This is a genomic window from Pandoraea norimbergensis (genome assembly GCF_001465545.3).
Taxonomy (GTDB): domain Bacteria; phylum Pseudomonadota; class Gammaproteobacteria; order Burkholderiales; family Burkholderiaceae; genus Pandoraea; species Pandoraea norimbergensis.
Window position 1 is genome coordinate 1,474,685 of the sequence record NZ_CP013480.3, and the last position, 19,039, is coordinate 1,493,723.

General features: G+C 64.2%; 17 protein-coding genes. 5 read left to right on the plus strand and 12 right to left on the minus strand.

Going from position 1 to position 19,039, the window contains the following annotated elements:
- Positions 1-234 precede the first annotated feature (234 nt).
- From AT302_RS06725 to AT302_RS06735, 3 genes are all read right to left on the minus strand, one after another.
- A complete protein-coding gene (locus tag AT302_RS06725; protein WP_058377760.1) occupies positions 235-2,019 on the minus strand; it encodes a peptidoglycan D,D-transpeptidase FtsI family protein in 1,785 nt (594 codons plus the stop codon).
- Positions 2,020-2,282: 263 nt separating this feature from the next.
- The gene (locus tag AT302_RS06730; protein ID WP_084656065.1) at positions 2,283-3,128 is read right to left on the minus strand and encodes a DUF3047 domain-containing protein; all 846 of its coding nucleotides are present in this window, start codon (positions 3,126-3,128) and stop codon (positions 2,283-2,285) included.
- 47 nt (positions 3,129-3,175) lie between these two features.
- Complete coding sequence (locus tag AT302_RS06735; protein ID WP_058380159.1) at positions 3,176-3,802, minus strand: LysE family translocator; 627 nt, start codon at positions 3,800-3,802, stop codon at positions 3,176-3,178.
- 235 nt (positions 3,803-4,037) lie between these two features.
- Between AT302_RS06735 and AT302_RS06740 the strand changes: the two genes are divergently transcribed.
- Positions 4,038-5,579, plus strand: coding sequence for a hypothetical protein (locus tag AT302_RS06740; RefSeq protein ID WP_157125707.1), 1,542 nt, complete (start codon positions 4,038-4,040; stop codon positions 5,577-5,579).
- Between the two features lie 9 nt (positions 5,580-5,588).
- Here the strand turns inward: AT302_RS06740 and AT302_RS06745 are convergent, their stop codons facing one another.
- Together AT302_RS06745 and AT302_RS06750 are read right to left on the minus strand one after the other, a co-directional pair.
- Complete coding sequence (locus AT302_RS06745; RefSeq protein ID WP_058377762.1) at positions 5,589-6,119, minus strand: chromate transporter; 531 nt, start codon at positions 6,117-6,119, stop codon at positions 5,589-5,591.
- Positions 6,116-6,739, minus strand: a complete 624-nt coding sequence (locus AT302_RS06750; RefSeq protein WP_084656066.1) for a chromate transporter — start codon at positions 6,737-6,739, stop codon at positions 6,116-6,118. Before AT302_RS06750 ends, AT302_RS06745 begins: the two co-directional genes overlap by 4 nt.
- 160 nt (positions 6,740-6,899) lie before the next feature.
- Here AT302_RS06750 and AT302_RS06755 point away from each other — a divergent pair, with 160 nt between their 5' ends.
- Positions 6,900-7,865 carry a LysR family transcriptional regulator gene (locus AT302_RS06755; RefSeq protein ID WP_058377763.1) on the plus strand — a complete coding sequence of 322 codons (966 nt, stop codon included), beginning with the start codon at positions 6,900-6,902 and terminating at the stop codon, positions 7,863-7,865.
- Between the two features lie 55 nt (positions 7,866-7,920).
- Here the strand turns inward: AT302_RS06755 and AT302_RS06760 are convergent, their stop codons facing one another.
- Positions 7,921-8,523, minus strand: coding sequence for a TlpA family protein disulfide reductase (locus tag AT302_RS06760; RefSeq protein ID WP_058377764.1), 603 nt, complete (start codon positions 8,521-8,523; stop codon positions 7,921-7,923).
- 46 nt (positions 8,524-8,569) lie between these two features.
- Positions 8,570-9,733, minus strand: coding sequence for a transglutaminase-like domain-containing protein (locus AT302_RS06765; RefSeq protein WP_058377765.1), 1,164 nt, complete (start codon positions 9,731-9,733; stop codon positions 8,570-8,572).
- Positions 9,734-9,966: 233 nt separating this feature from the next.
- Between AT302_RS06765 and selD the strand changes: the two genes are divergently transcribed.
- The gene (gene selD, locus AT302_RS06770; RefSeq protein WP_058377766.1) at positions 9,967-11,067 is read left to right on the plus strand and encodes a selenide, water dikinase SelD; all 1,101 of its coding nucleotides are present in this window, start codon (positions 9,967-9,969) and stop codon (positions 11,065-11,067) included.
- On the opposite strand, the gene AT302_RS27190 is transcribed toward selD, so the two are convergent.
- Positions 10,951-12,201 (minus strand): FAD-dependent monooxygenase, encoded by a 1,251-nt coding sequence (locus AT302_RS27190; RefSeq protein WP_157125708.1) that lies wholly within the window; start codon positions 12,199-12,201, stop codon positions 10,951-10,953. The two genes, selD and AT302_RS27190, sit on opposite strands and share 117 nt — an antisense overlap.
- 145 nt (positions 12,202-12,346) lie before the next feature.
- Here AT302_RS27190 and AT302_RS06775 point away from each other — a divergent pair, with 145 nt between their 5' ends.
- A complete protein-coding gene (locus tag AT302_RS06775) occupies positions 12,347-13,060 on the plus strand; it encodes a TetR/AcrR family transcriptional regulator (protein WP_058377767.1) in 714 nt (237 codons plus the stop codon).
- A 44-nt stretch (positions 13,061-13,104) separates the two neighbouring features.
- On the opposite strand, the gene AT302_RS06780 is transcribed toward AT302_RS06775, so the two are convergent.
- From AT302_RS06780 to AT302_RS06795, 4 genes are all read right to left on the minus strand, one after another.
- On the minus strand, positions 13,105-13,944 hold the full coding sequence (locus tag AT302_RS06780; RefSeq protein ID WP_058377768.1) for an alpha/beta fold hydrolase: 840 nt from the start codon (positions 13,942-13,944) through the stop codon (positions 13,105-13,107).
- A 14-nt stretch (positions 13,945-13,958) separates the two neighbouring features.
- On the minus strand, positions 13,959-15,533 hold the full coding sequence (locus AT302_RS06785) for a benzoate-CoA ligase family protein (protein ID WP_058377769.1): 1,575 nt from the start codon (positions 15,531-15,533) through the stop codon (positions 13,959-13,961).
- Positions 15,534-15,690: 157 nt separating this feature from the next.
- Positions 15,691-17,268, minus strand: coding sequence for a 3,4-dehydroadipyl-CoA semialdehyde dehydrogenase (locus AT302_RS06790; RefSeq protein ID WP_058377770.1), 1,578 nt, complete (start codon positions 17,266-17,268; stop codon positions 15,691-15,693).
- 73 nt (positions 17,269-17,341) lie between these two features.
- On the minus strand, positions 17,342-17,812 hold the full coding sequence (locus tag AT302_RS06795; protein ID WP_058377771.1) for a DUF4863 family protein: 471 nt from the start codon (positions 17,810-17,812) through the stop codon (positions 17,342-17,344).
- A gap of 248 nt (positions 17,813-18,060) precedes the next feature.
- On the opposite strand from AT302_RS06795, the gene AT302_RS06800 reads away from it, so the two are divergent.
- Positions 18,061-18,975, plus strand: coding sequence for a helix-turn-helix transcriptional regulator (locus AT302_RS06800; RefSeq protein ID WP_058377772.1), 915 nt, complete (start codon positions 18,061-18,063; stop codon positions 18,973-18,975).
- The last annotated feature ends 64 nt before the right edge of the window (positions 18,976-19,039 follow it).

The following is a 19,039-nucleotide window of genomic DNA, read 5'->3' on the forward strand; positions in this document are numbered from 1 at the left end:
TTTCCTTCTCGGTGTTAGTGGTAAACAAAAAGGGCAGTTCGAATGATCGAACTGCCCTTTTTGTCTTGAGGGTTACGATGCGATGACGCCGACCGTTTGACTACCCGCTCCGTCCTCTCCCGCCACCCCGGCCCGCGGCGCTTGCCGGCCCTCCGGCTCACTCCAATTTAAAGTCGCTCCGCCAGAGGGCCGACAATCACCGCTCATATTTCCCGTCGTTTCACCACTCCCACCCTATCCATGCGGTCCCGGATCGTCCGCTGGTGTATCCGTGGTCGGGGCAGCCAATATCACGCCCGGCTTCACCGGCAAGTCCGGCCTGATGCCCAACAAGGGCAACGCTTGGGATGCAATCTCCGCAAACGCCGGGCCCGCCGCCTGTCCCCCAAAGTGCTGCGATGCCTTCGGCTCATCCACCGACACCGCAATCACCAATCTCGGTGCCGACAACGGCGCAATCCCCACAAACGACGCCCGATACTTCGAGTGATCGTAGCCGTGCACACCCGCCTTGTACGCGGTACCCGTTTTGCCGCCAATGCTGTATCCCGCCACCTGCGCCGTCGTCGCCGTACCCCCCGTATCCACCACGGCCGCCAACATCTTTCGCATCTCCGATGCCGTACGACTATCAATCACGCGTACGCCCTCCGGCTGCACCTGAGCGTCCGGCTTGATGATCGTGATCGGTACCAACACCCCATCGTTCGCAAAGATGGTGTACGCACGCGCCAACTGGAACAACGACGCCGAAATACCATAGCCATACGCCATCGTCGCCTGCTCAATGCGCCGCCACGATTTATACGGACGTAACCTTCCCGAGACGGCCCCCGGGAAACCGAGCTTCGGCTGCTGACCCAACCCAATCTCGGTGAACATGTCCCACATCTCCTCCGCCCGCAACATGGTCGACACCTTGGTCATGCCAATGTTGCTCGACTTCTGAATCACACCCGCCGCCGTCAATACCCCGTTCGCGCTATCGTCGCTGATGGTCGCCCCCTCGAACACATACCGGCCCGGGCCGGTGTCGATGAGGGTGGCCGGCGTCAGACGATGCAAGTCCAACGCCAACGCCATGGTGAACGGCTTGAGAATCGAACCCGGCTCGAATACGTCGGTGAACACCCGGTTGCGCAACTGCTCACCGGTCAAATGCTCGCGATCGTTGGGGTTGTACGTCGGGAAATTGGCGAGTGCCAGCACCTGTCCGGTCTTGGCATCGATGACGACGGCCATCGCCGCCTTCGCGCCGGTGCGATCCAGTGCGTTCTTCAACGCCTCGTACGCGATGTACTGCACGCGGGTGTCGAGCGTCAGGCGAATGTCCTTGCCGTCGCGCGGCGGGCTGGAGTCGTCAAGATCCTGAATGGTGCGGCCGATACGGTCCTTGATGACCCGCCGTACCCCGGCTGCGCCTTCAAGCAAGGGCTCTTCGCCCAACTCCATGCCTTCCTGTCCCTTGTCCTCGACGTTGGTGAAACCCACGACGTGGGCGGCAACGTCGCCTTCGGGATAGAAACGCTTGTACTCGCTGCTCTCGTACACGCCGGGAATGCCCAGCGCTTCGATCTGCTTGCCGATCTCGGGCGATACCTGCCGCTTGATGTAGACGAATTTCTTCTCGCCGATCAACTTGCTGCGCAAGTCCTTAGCGGGCATGTCGAGCAACTTGCTCGCTTGCTGGATATCGCTGTCGGACAGGTCGTCCGGTACTTCGGTCGGCACGGCCCACACGGTGCGCATGGGCAGGCTGGTGGCCAGCACGCGACCGTCGCGGTCTTCGATCTTGCCGCGCACGGCCGGCATGACGATGGTGTGCTCGTAACGCTTTTCACCCTGCGCGATGTAGAAGCCGTTGCCGGGCCCCGCAATCCAGAAGGCTCGCACGACCAAACCGATGAACGCGAGGGTGATGACGATGACGACAAGTTTGGAGCGCCACAACGACATGCGCGATTGAAGGACCGGACTGGCGGAGAACGTGACGTCCTTGGGCTGGCGTTTCTTTTGCATGGCGCTCGCGGGGCGTTGAGATGCGATGACTGCGGTGAGCCAATCAACAGACTCTGGCTCAAATTCTAGGCCAGATAGCGTAGCACGCAAGCGACTGTTGCAATAGCGCAAAAGCCCCGTCAGACGGGGCTTGCGGCGTTTTTTTCGGTGACGTTGCGATGTGCTCGCGTATGGGTGTCAGCAGGTGAAACCGGACGCGAAAAATCGGCGGGAAAACTTCCGCCTCGATTCGCCTCGATTCGCCTCCACCCGCTTCGGTGACACTACTTCGCTGCGCCGAATCGGATGTCGCCGTACCAGGCGTGTGAACTCGCGTGAGTGTTGTCGCTGTCGGTGAAAACCCCATAGCCGAGCAATTTGCCGGGCTTCTGGTGATAAACGCGCTCGTAGTCGGCCGCGAGATTGCGCGAGAAGGACTGCCATTTGCCGACGCTGGCGTCGCCACCCGCCACGACGAGCATCTGCACGCGGTCGGTATGCGGGTTCTGGATGACGCTGCCGGGCGCGGCATCGTTGGACCAGATGTACATCAGCGTGGCGTAGGGCAGGTCTTCGCCGCCCGCCTTGGCGAGGCTCATCGCCGCCCGGTCGCCGAAGGGCAACGACGATTTGTCGCCATCGAAGAAGAAGACGATCCGCGCAGGCGAGTCCTCTTTGTCGGCCTCGCGGTTGTTGGCGCCGGGAATAGCACCCGCCACTTTCCAGCGCCACGAGACGGTCGGGGTGGCCGCGAGATCGATGCCGTCGCCCTTGTACATGAGCGCCGAAGCCGAATCCACGGAGTTGGCTTCGATCACATTGCGCCCCTCGTCCGCCACGACGGTGTATTGCGTGATTTTCTTGCCTTTGACGACGGGCAGATTCTGCGCCCCGGCAGGCAGCGCGTTACCCACGGCTGCCTTCGAGAAGAGGGCGCCACTCTCGGCATCGCCATCCGCCGCCAGCGCCACGCGCGGGGCGAGGCCAACGAAGGTGAGGGCGAGTGCTGCGGCGTACAGGGCGTACAGGGCGCACAGGGCGCGCCCGCCCGGAGAGATCAACGGGCGGCGGAAGGTGCTGGAATTGCTGGAATTGCTGGAATTGCGAAGCGGCGAGACGATGCGTTGCATAGTGAGCGACTCCGGCTTTGAGAGGGGCGCGGCAGGCCCCGGAACACTTACCGCTGCTGCATGGCGACGCGCAAACCGAGTCCGATGAAGATGGTGCCGATGATCTTGCCCTGCCAGCGCAGCAGCCACGTAAAACGCTTCACGAACCGGCCGAGCGGGCGTACCGACAAGGCAATGGCCGCCGTATACACGGCACTCATGGCGACGAACACCATCCCCAGCACCAGAAACTGCATGAACACGTTGCCTTCGCTCGCATGCACAAACTGCGGCATGAAGGCGAGGAAGAACAGCGCGGTCTTGGGGTTGAGCACTTCGGTGGCGACGGCCTGCGCAAACGCGCGCGTGGGCGATACCTGCGGTGCCACAGGCAACTGCGGATCGCTGGGGCGCTCACGCAACGCCTTGATGCCGAGATAAATCAGATAGCCCGCCCCGATGTACTTGACGACGTCGAACGCCAGCGCAGAGGTCATCAGCACCGCCGACAAGCCCACGGCAGCACACAAGGTATGGACGAGATCACCGAGGGCGATGCCCATGCCCGTCATGATGCCGGCGCGGCGTCCGCCCTGCACGGTGCGGGTGATGGTGAGCAGCACGGCAGGCCCGGGAATCAGGAACAGTCCGAGCACGACAGCGAAGAATGTGGCGAGGGTGGCAATGGTCGGCATGGTGTCTCCGTAGAACAAGACCGCTTGAGCGGCAGCCCGGTGCGGCGCAGCCGCCAACAGGCAACTGCCGCCGGACGGCACGATTGCGACATCATCCCAGATTTGGGGCGCGCCTGCTGCGGCACCCGCCACAATGCGTTTTGCCACAGGGCTCTTGGAAATCACGGAAGCGTGGCGGGCCGCGCCACTTCATGCTGCGCAGCTCTTCAATGCTACCGGGATACCCAAAATGCCAATGCTGACTCCAGTTGATCTGATGTCTCGTCTGGTGCGTCCGGGTCAGGCGTTCGGGCACGTGCTGGACGTACTTCGAGCGGGTGAATTCGCGAGCAACGTCGCGAAGGTACAAAATTGCTCGCAAACCTACGGATGCTGTGAGCGCACGACGATCAACGAAACGGCCATGGTGCTCACACACTGTGACGAAGGGCCGGATTACTTTCGCGCCGAGAGCTATATCCATGGCATCAACGGATTCAGCGAATATTGGGCGCCCCTCGTCGCGCTCGTCTCCACGGGCCTCGGATGGTCGGCGCAGGCCGCACTCGACAAGCTATTCGCGTCGTGGCTGCATTCGTCCCATTGGATTCCACCGACGATCGGCGGGGCATTTCCGCCACCGGCCAACGACGAAGCCTCCGCCACGACACCATCGGATATTTCGCCGGACGAGTTGCGCGCCAACCAGCAGTACGACGCAGCCCGCGAGCTGGCAGCGTGGAGAAAGCCCGACTTGCCGCAGGCAGACGCGGACATTGCCCGGGCACTGATCGTGCATCTGGCGAACACGCCGCGCGCGAGTGACATGGATAGCTGGCACGTCATTGCGTTATGCGGGCTCTTGGCGCATGGACTCGACTTCCAACTGAGCCAAGCGGACGCGCAAAACCTTCGCATCATCCCCGGGATGCCTTCGTTGATTCGTCGCGACGATATGTTCGTGTTGCTCCACGATGTGCTCGTGCCGGAGTGGGAGACAGACGACGAGGGAGCACCGACGTTTTCGGTGCATCCGGTCGATGTCCAACTATTCGATCCGGATGAAACCACTGACGATCTCGGCGAAGATCCGAGGGGCACGCCTTTTCGATCGTCGCCAGAGACGATTGCACGCCGAAAGCGGGAAATTCGCGAGTGGCGGGAGCGCATTACGGAGGTGGGCGCCACAGAGCGAGTCTGCTCGCGCGTCGTGTCACTGATCGCCGCGAGCGTGCGCAACGACTGCGGCGTGCGAACCGATTGGCGATATCTCTTCAACATGCAGATGTCCATCGCGTCGGTGTATCTCGAGACCTGCGCAGACGTACTCGAGCGCATCGGCAACAGCGTCATGGCGGATGTCTCGCCGCGGGACATCTGGAAGTGGCACGACGCGGCCCCGATCGATACCCATGGACCACGGCTGCCGTCAATGCCGATGCCCGTGGCGCAGTGGCTGGCGCGTGTTCTGATTATCGAAGCCGGGGTTCAGACAACGCCGACGGTGCATTCGGCATTCGGATTTGCGGCGATGGCCCGGATGGACACACCGCCTGCGCTGGTCATCGGTTCACCCGCGTGGAGCGAACTCGTCAAGGGCGTGGAAGTCATGGGCAACGCGCACTGGCGTGTGTCGTTCGATACGGTCAGCCGGGCTGGCAGAACCGGAGAGAACCCGGTGCCCGACGCGAGCAAACCGGATGCCCCCGAGCGTGAAGCGTCGGCTCGCTGGCAAAAACCGACGCGTAACCGGACAGCACGACGCAAGCACGGCCACGCGAACTGGCGCCACGGTTGAGCGCTTCGCTTACAGCCACGCGCCCCCAACCAACCCCGCCACACTGCCCGCCGCCAACCACCACAGCGGGTGGACACGCGTCCGGATAGCCAGCACGGCCACGCTCGCAGTAATGCCAGCAAGCAGCCACGACGTGGCCGACGCCTGAGCAATGAGTGCGGCACTGGCGGCAACGAGTCCGGCCGTCATCGGCATCAACCCGGCCTGAACGATGCGTCGCCACGGCCGGTCCTTGAACCGTTGCCACAGGTGCAGCACGAAGATCGTAATGAGCGACGACGGCCCAAACTTGGCGAGCGTGGTGACGAGCATCCCCTGCCAACTGGCGACATGCCACCCCACCAGCGTGACGATCATGAGATTCGGGCCAGGCGCGGCCTGCCCGAGCGCGAACAGCGCGCTGAATTCTTCGGAGGTCATCCAGTGATGGATGTCGACGACCTGACGCTCCATCTCCGGCAGGATCGTGTTGCCGCCGCCGAACGCGAGCACGGACAACTGCGTGAAGATGAGCGCGAGCGAGATAAGGGTGCCGGTCATTGCGAAACCCTCCACGTGGCATAGATCGAGAGCGGCGTCATGATCAACATGGTGAGCACGAGCGGCACGCGCAATACGGCAATCATGATGAAGCACGCCGCCGCCACACCGGCCAGCACGGCAGACTTGCGCAGCGGCCAAGACACTTTCCACGCCATCTGTATCAGCAGGCCGGCCGCCGCTGCCGCGAGCCCCGCGAAGAGATGCTTCACGTGCGGGTCGTTCTGAAAGTGCTGATAGACCATGCCGAGCATGATCACAACGGCGGACGGCGCGGCAATCAATCCGAGAATCGACGCCAATGCGCCGCGCCAGCCGTGAAAGCGCATGCCCAGCGCCACGGACAAGTTGATGATGTTGCCGCCCGGCAGAAACTGGCACAGCCCGAGCAGATCGGTGAATTCATCCGGCGTCAGCCAGCGGTGCCTGTCGACGATCATGCGGCGTGCGAGCGGCAATGCGCCGCCGAACGCGGTCATGCCCAAGCCGAGAAAGCCAAAGAAAAGCTGACGAATGCTCGGGACGACGGTGTCGTGGGTGTCTGGAGTACCGGAGATCGGGAGATCAGGCGGACGTGTCGCCGGGGTGGCGAGTTTGGTGGACGGAGCCGGAATGCGCATGGCGGGAATCTTCTGGAACTACAACAGCCGTGGGGGCCGCCCGGCAGGAGGTGACATCGCTGAAGGAGATGCACGGGCGCCGCGCGGGACAACGTCAGAGTAGGTCGATTGCGCTATATTGTCCAATATATGGAAGTGACTGGAATCATATCGAACCAATATGGCAAACATCGACATCCGGCTGCTGCGTTATTTCATTGCGGTGGCCGAAACGGGCCACATGACGCGTGCGGCTGAGCGGCTCGGCATCGGTCAGCCGCCGCTCTCGCAGCAGATTCGCGTGCTGGAGACACAACTGGGCGTGACGCTCTTCGAGCGGTTGCCTCGCGGCATGGCGCTCACCGATGCGGGGCAGGCGTTTCTGGGGGATGCCTACGACGTGGTGCGCAAACTCGATCAGGCGGTAGATGATGTTCGGCGTGTGGCCGCAGGCGTAAAGGGGCGGCTCGCCGTGGGCTTTACGAGTTCGTCGGCGCTGCATCCGTTCGTGCCCGCTGTGATTCGTGCGTTTCGAGCCGATGCGCCAGCGGTCTCGCTGATGCTCGACGAGAGCAGCACGACGGAATTGCTTGATGGACTGCGCGACGGTCAGCTCGACGCGGTCTTCATTCGTCAGCCGTTGGGCGATATTGCGCAGATTGCCATCGTGCCGGTGTTGGAGGAGCCGATGGTGCTCGCGGTGCCCTCATCGCATCCGCTGGCGCTCAAAGGGCGCGCGGGCAAGGCAGCGGTACCGCTGACGGCGCTCTCGGCGGAGAAGCTGATTCTCTATCGACGCCGCACGGGGCAGGGGCTGTACGACGCGATCATTGCCGCGTGTCACGGCGCGGGGTTCAGTCCGCACATCGAGCAGGAGGCGCCGCGTCTGCCGTCGACGCTATCGCTGGTGGCGGCCGGGTTGGGGGTGTCGATCGTGCCCGCATCGCTCATGCGCATGCAGGTGGAGGGCATCGTCTACCGGCCACTGACACCGGCACCGCGCGCGCCGCTGCACTTCGCATATCGGGAGGGGGTACTCGCCGGGCCGACGGCGCGTTTGCTCGATCATGTGCGCACGGCGGCGAAAACGGGCGGATGGGGCGACGTTAGCTTGTTGAATGGAATGAGTGAGAAGGGCGGGAGGTGACGTTCGCCGGACAGCGATCGCTATCCGGCGCGGCCATCTTCCTCGATGGATGTCCTCAAGCCGTAGAACCCCCGCCGCCCTGTTGCAGCAACGCCTCGATATGTCCGTGCAGGCCGACGTCGGTCCATTCGAGCTCGCCCATGCGCCAGAAGCGCGCATTGCCGGCACGGTCGACGAGGTAAGTCGCCGGCAGCCCGACGGAGCCGTAGCGTTTGAATACCGAACCGTCGCGATCGAGCAGCACGGTGCCGTCGATGGGCAATTTCGAGAGAAATGGTTTGACGGTCGGCGGCGACTCTTTCACGTTCACGGCCACGAGGGCCAGTCCGCGATTGCGATACTGCCGGGCGACTGCGCCCATTGCCGGAATTTCTTCGCGGCACGGGCCGCACCACGTGGCCCAGAAGTTAAGCACCACCACACGCCCGCGCCATTCCGATAACGCATGCTGCTGACCGTCCAGCCCCTCCAGCGTGAACGCCGGGGTTGCCCCGCGCCACGCCGAGAGCGTGCCGCCGGAGTTGCCCGCGAGCGCGCTGTCGTCGACTTCGGCACCGGGCTTGCCCGGCCCTGCGGCGAGCGCCGGGGTGTCGATACCGGTCAGCGCCCCGGCCGTGCCGAGTGCGCCCAGCGTCTGAAGAAAATGACGGCGTTGCATGGTGAAGCTCTCCTTCGTTGTCTGATGCAAGTCCTGCAAGTCCAGATCAGGCCTTGAGTTCGCGCGCGCTCATGCGATAGCGGAAAGCGTCCGGGTCCAGACTGTCGAGCCGGCCCTGTGCCACTTCACCATTCGGATACATGAGGAACGGCACGGAGCCGTCGCGCTTGTCACGCGCGCCCGGCAGCGGCACGTCGGCACCGTGATTGAACGCGACCCAGTTCATTTCCCACTGGCCGAACAACATCGCCCGCGCCGCACGCACGCGCAGATCGTTGACCGGCAGACCACCCGGCACTTCTTCGAGCACGACCTTGCGGACGTCCGCCGGATCGACCGGCACCCAGCCATACCCAGCCGCATAGAACTCAGCACGGCAATGCTGGGCACGCGTCACGTCGCCCGCTTTGCCAAGACTGTTGAACCCGTGATTCGACGCCGCCACGCGAACGCCGTAAGCATCGCGTGCGGGAATGCCGACCGACCGTGCGAGCGCGGTGAACAAGGCGTTGATGTCGGCGCACTTGCCTGCAAGGTCGCCCGTCGTGAGGATGTAGCGTACGTCGCCGGTGCCGCAACCGCGCACCGACCCTTCGCGGCGGCAGTTGTCGACGATCCACTGATAGATGGCCTGCGCTTTCGCCACGTCGCCGTCCTGCCCGCGCGTGATGCGCTGGGCCGTCTCGCGCACGAGACCGTCAGTCGGTTGCAACTCGGTCGGTTGCAGATAGCGGCGCAGCACTTCGGCCGACTCGCGCGGCGCATTCGCCGACGGCGGCTGCGACAGATCGACGCGGCGGTCGCGCGTGGCAAAGGTGTTGATGAGCGTCACCGTCCGTGCCGGGCCACCCTGCGCAGGCGCATCGGGCCATGCGACGGCGAGCATCGGCACGTCGACACCGGCGGCACCGCGCACCTTGCGCAATTCCGCTTGTGCGCCCGGCGCTTCCCAACGCGTGCCGAGCGCTTGCTGGTACGTGGCGGAGGGCGAAATCGCGACCGGCAGCCAGACGTTGGCAGGGCCAGCGGAGGCGGGCAGGTCGACTTGCGTCGTCAGCTCGAAGGTGCGCCAACCGTCGGCCGCATTGGGCGCATTCGTTGCGGCGGGTTGCGAGGTAGCGGCATCGGCCCGGCCGGAAATCAGCGCGGCGGGCAGCATGGCAGCGGGTACGGTGGACGCGGCGAGCGAGAGAAAACGACGACGTTGCATGATGGAATCCCCGTCAGAATCAGCGCCCACGGCGCATGGTGGTTGGGATGTCGTTCGACCGGCGACGCCATAGCACGGGCCATCGGGCGAAAGCTGCTCCATAATACGTCGTCTTTTGGCAAACTGTCGTCATCGCACCGCAGGGTATGTACGTAGTCTGAGACAGACATGCCGCACATCCCTTCCGCGCGCCACGAGCGCCACGAACGCCATCCAATCCAACGCCAACGACCATGACCGCACACGATGCCACTCAGGTGGATGCTTCTCAAGCCGCGCCGCAGACGACGCCTGCCGCCCCGCGATTGACTTCGCTCTCGCACGGTGGCGGCTGCGGCTGCAAGATCGCACCGGGCGTGCTCTCGGAACTGCTCGCACGCAACGACGCGCCCATGCCGATGCCGGCCGCCTTGCTGGTGGGCACCGAGACCTCGGACGACGCGGCGGTCTATCAGTTGAACGACGAGCAGGCGATCATCGCCACGACCGATTTCTTCATGCCGATCGTCGACGATCCGTTCGACTTCGGCCGCATCGCCGCGACCAACGCGCTCTCTGACATCTACGCCATGGGCGGCAAACCGATCTTTGCGCTGGCGATTGTCGGCATGCCGATCAACGTGCTGCCGCGCGAGACGATCCGCGACATTCTGCGTGGTGGCGAATCGGTGTGTGCCGAAGCCGGTATTCCGATTGCAGGCGGTCACAGCATCGACTCGGTGGAACCGATTTACGGGCTGGCGGCGATGGGCGTGGTGCATCCGAAACGCATCAAGCGCAATGCCGACGCACAGGCAGGCGACGTGCTGGTGCTGGGCAAGCCGCTCGGCGTGGGCGTGATGTCGGCGGCACTCAAGAAAGGCCTGCTCGACGCTGACGGCTATCGCAGCATGATCGATGCAACCACGCGTCTGAATCGTGTCGGCCCCGCGCTGGCCGCACTGCCGGGCGTGCATGCGCTCACCGACGTGACGGGCTTCGGTCTGCTGGGACACACGCTGGAAATGTGCCGGGGCGCCAATCTCGCGGCGTACCTGCGCATGTCCGACGTGCCGCTGTTCGATGGCGTGCGTGAACTGGCCGACAAGGGCTGCATCACGGGCGCCTCGGGACGCAACTGGGCGTCGTACGGCAGCGCCGTGGAACTGGGCGAGCGCCTCACCGACCGGGATCGCGACCTGCTGTGCGACCCGCAGACGGCGGGCGGGCTGCTGGTGTCATGCGCCCCGGGCGCGGTCGACGATGTGCTCGCCGTATTCCGTGCCGACGGTTTCGCCGAAGCCGGTATCGTCGGTGCCATGCGGCCGGGCAAGCCAGGCGTGCGTGTGATCTGATCCGGCCAGCAAGCCGTCGAGTAAGTCACCGATTTCGATGCCGTTCTTGGCGGCATCCATCTGCTCGTCGGGCATGGGGCCGTTGCGCCGCATATCGACGAGCGCTTGATTGAGATCGACGTAAGGTCGCATGCGCTCCTCGTATTCGGCAAACGCATGCGCCGGGTTCGGCCAATGCTGGGCCAGCGAATACGCCAGCACGGCCGCACCGACCAGCGCAAGGCTGGTGCCTTGCCCCGAGAACGGTGAGGCGCAATGCGCCGCATCTCCTGCGAGCGCCACGCGTCCCTTCGACCACGACGGCATGCGAATCTGCGCCAGTTCGTTGTAATAGAACTCGTCGGTGGTCTGCATAGCCGCGATCAACTTGGGGATGTCGCCGCCCAAGTGTTCACAATGTGCCGCGACGAGCCGCTTCTGCGCTGCCATGTCGCTACGCGGCAATGCAGGGACCGGGGCCGTGAAGCCCACGCCGATACGCAACGAATCCTGATCGAGGCTCGGGTAGATGATGTACCCCACGCCGCCCTCGCGATGGCCCAGTTGCCAGTCCTTCAGGTCGATCAAGTTGGGCCTGGAGAACAAGGCCAGCACCATGTTCAACGGCCGCACGACGCACGCCTCATCGTCGAAGCACAGGCGGCGCACGTTGGAATAGGTGCCATCGGCGCCAATCACCAGATCGAAGCTGCGTGTCGCGCCTTTCTCGAAACTCACCACGACTTGATCGCCCTTATCGTCGATGGCACGAATGCTGTCGTCGTAAAGCCACTCGACGTCCTCGCCAAGCGCACCTGCCAGCAACTCACAGAGATCGTCGCGGAAGACTTCGATGTCGCCGATGTTGATCCGGCCGCCGCTGAAGGTCCGCTCTTCGGAGCGATCGACTTCGTTGCCCTGTGCGTCCAGCATCGACATGCCTTTGAGTTGTGTTCGCAGCGCCTTTGCCGCCCCCAGCAACCCCATCGCCTCGACCACATCGAGCGCAACGCCACGAATGTCGACCGCCTGACCGCCCCGGCGCAGTTCGGGCGCGCGCTCAACCAACGTGGTGGCGAAGCCTGCGCGGTCAAGCCAGTAAGCCAGCGCCAGACCACTCACGCCAGCGCCGGAGATCAATACGTTTGCCTTCATGAATGCCTCTCGTTCGGATAGGTCGTTCCGGACATCGACGGGGCGGCGGTCGCCATCCATTCGCCAATGTTTCCAGTGGAAAGATTTTGACGAGACTCCCGATTGCCGTCAATATATTTTTCCGTTGGAAACATTGACCTCAGGTATGACAGACAACTCCCCCGGCAAGCCTGCCGACAATCCAGCCGATGAAACCGCCCGCACGCCGCGTGCCGGCCGTGGCGCGAAAGTGCGCCCGTACCATCACGGTGGTCTGCCGGAAGCGCTATTGCAGGCCGCCGAGACGGTGCTCAAGCGCGATGGCCTGCGCGGGTTGACGTTGCGCTCGATTGCGCGTGAGGCGGGGGTGTCGCACACCGCGCCGCAGCATCACTTCGGCGATACGGCAGGGGTGTTGAGCGAACTCGTGGCCGACGGGCATCGGCGGCTGGCGGCGGCGATGTCGGCGCGTGCCAGCGAAGCCAAACCCGGCCCGGCGCGTCGTAAGGCGGTCGCGCACGCGTATATCGATTTCGCGGTGGCGAATCCGGACATGTTCCGCCTGATGTCACGAAACGAGTTGCTCGATCTGGCGCGCACGTCGTTGCAAGACGCTCGCCGTAACTCCATGCGCTTGCTCTCAGGCGTGCTCGACCCCGCACCGGTGGTGGATGCGCAGGGCAATAACGAGTGGTGGGGAGAGTTGGATGCCGAGCGGGCCGTCACGATGGCGGCGGGCTGGGCGTACGTGCATGGTCTGGCGGCGCTGCTGGTCGATCAGCGCTTTGCGGGGCTGGTGCGCCGCACGCCGTCCATCGAGGATGCCAAGGCGCTGGTGTATCGCGCGATCGAGGATATGGCGATTGCGCCGGAGCGTTGAGCCCGCCCCGGCGCGGTGAATCGGTGAATCCGTAAGCAGGTGAATCAGGCCGCGCGCTGATCGCCCGCCGCTTCGACTTCGCCGCCGCCGTCGATAAACGACACGATGGCTTGCGCCAGCGCCTCGGGTGCATCGCGATGCGGGGAGTGTCCGCAGTCGGGCAGCTTCACCACTTTCGCATGCGACACGTTGGCGGCAATGCTGTCCATCTGCGCCATCGTGCCGTACTCGTCGTCTTCGCCCTGAATCGCGAGCAGCGGCTTCTCGATACTCGCCACGGCACCGACCAGATTCCACTCGCGAAACGCCGGGTTCAACCAGATGTCGTTCCAGCCCCAGAAGGCGCTTTCCACATCGTCGTGATAGCGCGCGAGCTTCGTGCGCAGATCGGTCGTCTCGAAGACGGTTTTCGTCTTGGCAATACTCTCGACCGACACGTCTTCCACGAACAGATGCGGTGCCAGTACGACCGCGCCTGCGAGCCGGTCGGGGAACGCTGCCGAGAACAACAGCGCAATCGAGCCGCCGTCGCTATGGCCTACGAGCCACACGCGCCCGGCGGCCTCGGGGCCGACACCGACCGCATCGAGAAACGCAGGCAACACCTCGCGCGCCTGCTTGTGCATGAAGTCGACCGGCCACTTCTCGTCATGCGGGCGCGGCGTCGAACGGCCATAGCCGTTGCGTGAAAACACGAGGCCGCGATAGCCGCCCGCGTCGCACAACTGCTGCGGCCAGTCTTTCCACATCGCGACCGACCCCAGTCCTTCGTGCAGAAAGACCAGCAACGGCGCGTCGGTGCGCTCACGATTGAGCCACCGGTATTCCAGCGAGAGCGGCCCGTGCGAGGCCGTCTCGATCCGGGCGAACTGTACGTCCGACATTGTCTCGTCTTCTCCTATAGCAACTCGCGCAGCTTGAAGCGCTGGACCTTGCCCGTCGCCGTCTTCGGCAGATCGTCGACGAACACCAGCTCGCGAGGGTATTTGTGCGGCGCCAGACGCGCCTTGACGAACGCCTTGAGCGTCGTCGCCATCTCGTCATCGGCCACGACACCGGGCTTGAGTACGACAAACGCCTGCGTCTTCGTCAGACCGTTGTCGTCGCGGCCGACCACGCCCGCTTCGAGTACCGCGTCGTGCTGCATGAGCACCATCTCGACTTCGATGGGCGAGACATATTGGCCGCTGACCTTGAGCATATCGTCACTGCGCCCGGCATAGACGTAATACCCATTGGGCAGACGCTGGTACTTGTCGCCGCTCTTGAGCCAGTCGCCGAGGAATGTGGCGCGCGATTTCTCGCGATTACACCAGTACATCAGCGCGGCACTCGGGCCCTTGATGTACAGGTCGCCGATCTCGCCGTCGGGGACGGGCTGGCCGTTCTCGTCGCGCAGTTCCACCGAATAGCCGGGCACCGCTTCGCCGGTCGTGCCGTAGGCCACTTGCCCCGCGCGATTCGACAGGAAGATGTGCAGCATTTCAGTCGAGCCGATGCCATCGAGAATCTCGGCACCGAAATGCGCGGTGAAGCGCTCGCCGATTTCGCGCGGCAACGCTTCGCCTGCCGACGTGCACAAGCGCAGCGCGACGTCTTCGCGGGCAGGCAGGTGCGGCGATGCGAGCAGGTTCGCGTAGAGCGTGGGTACGCCGTAGAAGATCGTCGGGCGATGTTGTTTCAGGCGCTGCGCCACCGCTTCGGCGGTCGGCCGCTCGGCCATGAGCAACACCGTGGCGCCGACGGACAACGGGAACGTGAGGGCGTTGCCCAGCCCGTAGGCGAAGAACAATTTCGCGGCCGAAAAGACCACGTCCTCTTCGCGAATGCCGAGCACGTTGCGGCCGTAGGTTTCTACCGTCCAGTACAGGTTGGCGTGCGTGTGCACGGTGCCCTTGGGCTTACCGGTGGAACCCGACGAATACAGCCAGAACGCAATGTCGTCGCCTGCGGTGTCGGCGGGCACGGCGCTGGGCGGCCCGTCGATGAGCGAGTCGAACGTGACGGGCGGCGTGTGTTGTGCGGCATCGGCAGCCTCCGCGACGGCGATCGGCTGCGACACGACACACGGCGGCGGTGCGCTGGTCTTGTCGAGTGCCGCCTGCACGGTCGGCATCAACGCGCCCGAGGCGATCACGAGTTGCGCCTTGCTGTGCGCGATCATGTACGCGTAATCGTCGGCGGTGAGCAGCGTGTTGACGACAACCGGCACTACACCGGCATACAGCGCGCCGAGAAAGGCGACGGGCAGGTCGATGGTGTCGAGCATCACGAGCAGGATGCGTTCTTCCCGATGCACGCCTGCGCGTGCGAGTCCCGTAGCGAAGCGCCGGCTACGCTCGGCAAGCTCGCCATAGGAGAGCGATTGTGTGTCGTCGAGATACGCCGTCTTGGCGGCGCGAGCGCGATTGAGCGCTTCAAGGTGCGCGGCGAAGTTGAAGTTCGCCGGCGGTGGGGTGAGTACGGCTTCCATGTTGCCTCCGGTGGATCGCCGCGCGTGCCCTGCACACGTGCGAGGGCAACGCGCACGTGGCGTTGGTTCTCTTCGGCGCTCTGACGGCGCCTGTATGAAACACCTTGACTACGACGGCTTGCGACTGCTTTCAGCGACGTTCGACGGCTACCGGCCACTACTTCGGTAATTCAACGGCATCCGCCGTCAGGGATTCGACCAACGCTGCGGGGCCTTGTATGGCCGAGCGCACGTGATAGAAACGCAGCGCACGCAGCCCGCCCAGTTCTTCACCGCCACCGGCGCGGCCCGGGCCGCCATGCAGCGACTGCGGCATGACGTTGCCGTGACCGGTCTGTGTCTTGGCGACCGACGGATCGACGGCATGCACACGGCCATGCGCATCGGCCAGCGCAACAGCGGGCGCGTGCATGGCGAGTGCGTCGTTGCTGAACAGCGACACGACGAGTGAACCCTGACCGCGTTTGGCCAGTGCAATGGCCTCGTCGATATCGCGATAGCCGACGAGTGTTGCCACCGGCCCGAAGACTTCCGTGTCGTGCACGCGCTGACCGGACGCGCCATTGCGCAGGCCGAGCAGTACCGGCGCGACGCAGGCGCTCTCCGCGGCGGTATCGACAAAGGTGGCATCGCGATTGCCGTCATAAAGCGTTTCCGCTTCGGCTTGCAGATCGGCAATGCCTTCCAACACGGCACGCTTTTGCGACAGGTTCACGAGGGAACCCATTCGCACGGTGTCGTTGCGCGGGTTGCCCACTACGGTCTTCGCCAGCCGCTCGGCAATCGCTGCCGCTGCCGCATCGAAGTGTTCCACCGGCACCAGCGCGCGACGAATGGCGGTGCATTTCTGGCCCGACTTGACGGTCATTTCGCGGGCCACTTCGCGCACGAACTGATCGAACGCAGCGGTGCCGGGCGCGGCATCGGGCAGCAGCAGGGCGCTGTTCAGACTGTCGGCTTCGACGTTGATGCGCGCTGAGCGCTCGGTGAATGCGGGATGTGCGCGCAACGTGGCGGCGGTGGCCGCCGACCCGGTGAACGACACCACGTCGAACGGACCGATGCGATCGAGAAGCCCGGCGGCGCTGCCGCAAATTACCGAGAGACTGCCTGCCGGCAGTACGTTGGCGGCGACGACATCGGCCACCATGCGCTGCGTCAGCCACGCAGTGGAGGTCGCAGGCTTCACGATCACGGGCACGCCTGCGAGCAGCGCTGCGGCGGCTTTCTCCCACAACCCCCACGACGGAAAGTTGAAGGCGTTGATGAAGAGCGCCACGCCCGGTGTCGGGCGCAGGACATGGCGCACGGCAAACGAGCCATCTTTCGCGAGCGGCGTTGCCGCGCCATCGAGCAGCGTATGCGCGTCACCGAGTGCGGCGCCAAGCTTGGCGTAAGTCGACAGCGTATAAATTGCCCCGTCGATATCGACGGCGGAGTCGGTGGCCACGGTGCCCGAGTTGGCGGTGGCAATGGCGTAGTAGTCGTCGCGATTCGCCTGCAATGTGGTGACGATCTGCGACAGCCGTTGCGCGCGCTCGGCGAACGACAGTGCCCGCAGCGCAGGCCCGGCGGTATCGCGCGCGAAGGTGAACGCGGCATCGAGATCCAGTCCGTCGCTCGACACACGGGCGAGGGTGTCGCCGGTGACGGGGTCGGTGAGGGCAGTCCCCTCACCACGACCGGCGACCCATTGGCCAGCGACGTAGTTTTCCAGCAAGACAGGCGTACTCATGGCAAAGACTCGGTGAGCAAGCGCACAGGCACCGGGCGGCCGCGTGGGAGCGCGGCCACCGCAGGATTGGGCGTCAGGCGCTGCGGGTAAATTCGATGGCCCCTTGGGGCAGGAGATAAAGCACCAGCGCGCGACCGTGCGCCACGGTCGGGCGATGCGCCGTGCCGGGGCCGTAGACGCACCAGCCTGCGGGATGCCCGTCGAAGGTCGCGCCGGGCGTGAGCGGCATGATCAGATCGATTTCGCCATTCGGATGCGTATGGTGCGGACCGGCCAGATCGGCCATGTCAACCACATCGACGGAAAAACCGTGGGTATCGGGGGTGGGCTTGATCACACGGCCATAACGAATGCCACCGCCTTCGCGGTTACACAGCCAGCCATCGGCAACGCCGGTCCGGCAGGCGGCGGTGAGGGCCGCGAAGCCTTCGGAATCGGCACCGTAATGGGTGTTGAGCCAGTCGGCGAGGCCGGCGTCGAGCGCACGGCCGTCGAGCTGTCGCGTAAGGTCGGCGATCAGCGCCTGAAATTGGGGCACATCCATCCATGTCTCCTGGGGATGACGCAATGGCAAGCTGACCGCTTTTCACCTCGGCGATCGCCATCGGGCGATGGCATGGCGGCGGCTCGCACTGTCTTGTTCTGACGATCTTCCGTCCAACGGTTTGACGTCGATCAGGCCGGGCTAACGCCCGTGTTTGCTTTTTTATCGACGCATGGTGAAAATTAGAGCATGCAATTTTCGCTGTCAAGCAATATATTACATGTTACGTGTTCTGAGGATCTCGCCCAATGAATAAGAGTGCGCCTGCCGATGGGGTGTTGACGGCGCGTGCCGCCGTAGAGAAAGACCCGTTTCTGGTTGCGCTGGGCGAGCGCGTGCGCACGCTGCGCGCCCGTCGCGGCCTGACACGTAAGGCGCTGGCGCTCGACGCCGATGTGTCCGAGCGCCATGTCGCCAACCTGGAGTCGGGCGTGGGCAACGCGTCCGTGCTGTTTCTGCGCCAGCTTGCACAAGCACTAAATTGCACATTGGCGGAAATCGTCGGCGATGAGACCACGTCCTCCGCCGAGTGGCTGCTGATTCGCGAAATCCTGCACGGTCGCGATGGCGAGGCGCTCACGCGGGCCCGTCAGGCGCTCAGCGAGTTGTTTGCGGGCAGCGAGCGTGACCCGGACCGGCGTGGGCGCATTGCCCTGATCGGGCTGCGTGGCGCGGGCAAGTCCACGCTGGGCCGGATGCTGGCCGACGACATGCATGTGCCGTTTGTCGAACTCAACCGCGTGATCGAACAACTGGCCGGTTGCCCGCCTTCGGAAATCTATTCGCTCTATGGCGCTACGGCCTACCGCCGCTATGAGCTGCGGGCGCTGGAAGCCGTGGTGGCCGAGCATCCGCGTGCCGTGATCGCGTCGCCCGGTGGCATCGTGAGCGACGCGTCCACCTTCAATTTCCTGCTCACCCATTGCTACGCGGTCTGGCTGCAAGCCTCGCCGGAAGAGCATATGAAACGGGTGGTGGCGCAGGGCGACTTGCGTCCGATGTCGGGCAACGCGGAAGCGATGGACGATCTGAAGCGCATTCTCGCCGGCCGGCAGGACTTCTACGCCAAGGCAGATATGAGCTTCGATACGGGCGGGAAGGCATTGGCGGACGCCTATTTGCAGCTGCGCGGACGTCTCGCAGTGCAGTTATCGTCCGACTGAATGTCTCGCATCTGCAAAATAATTCATTTTTATTCAAGTTAACCGTTGACGATGGGTTTGTGCT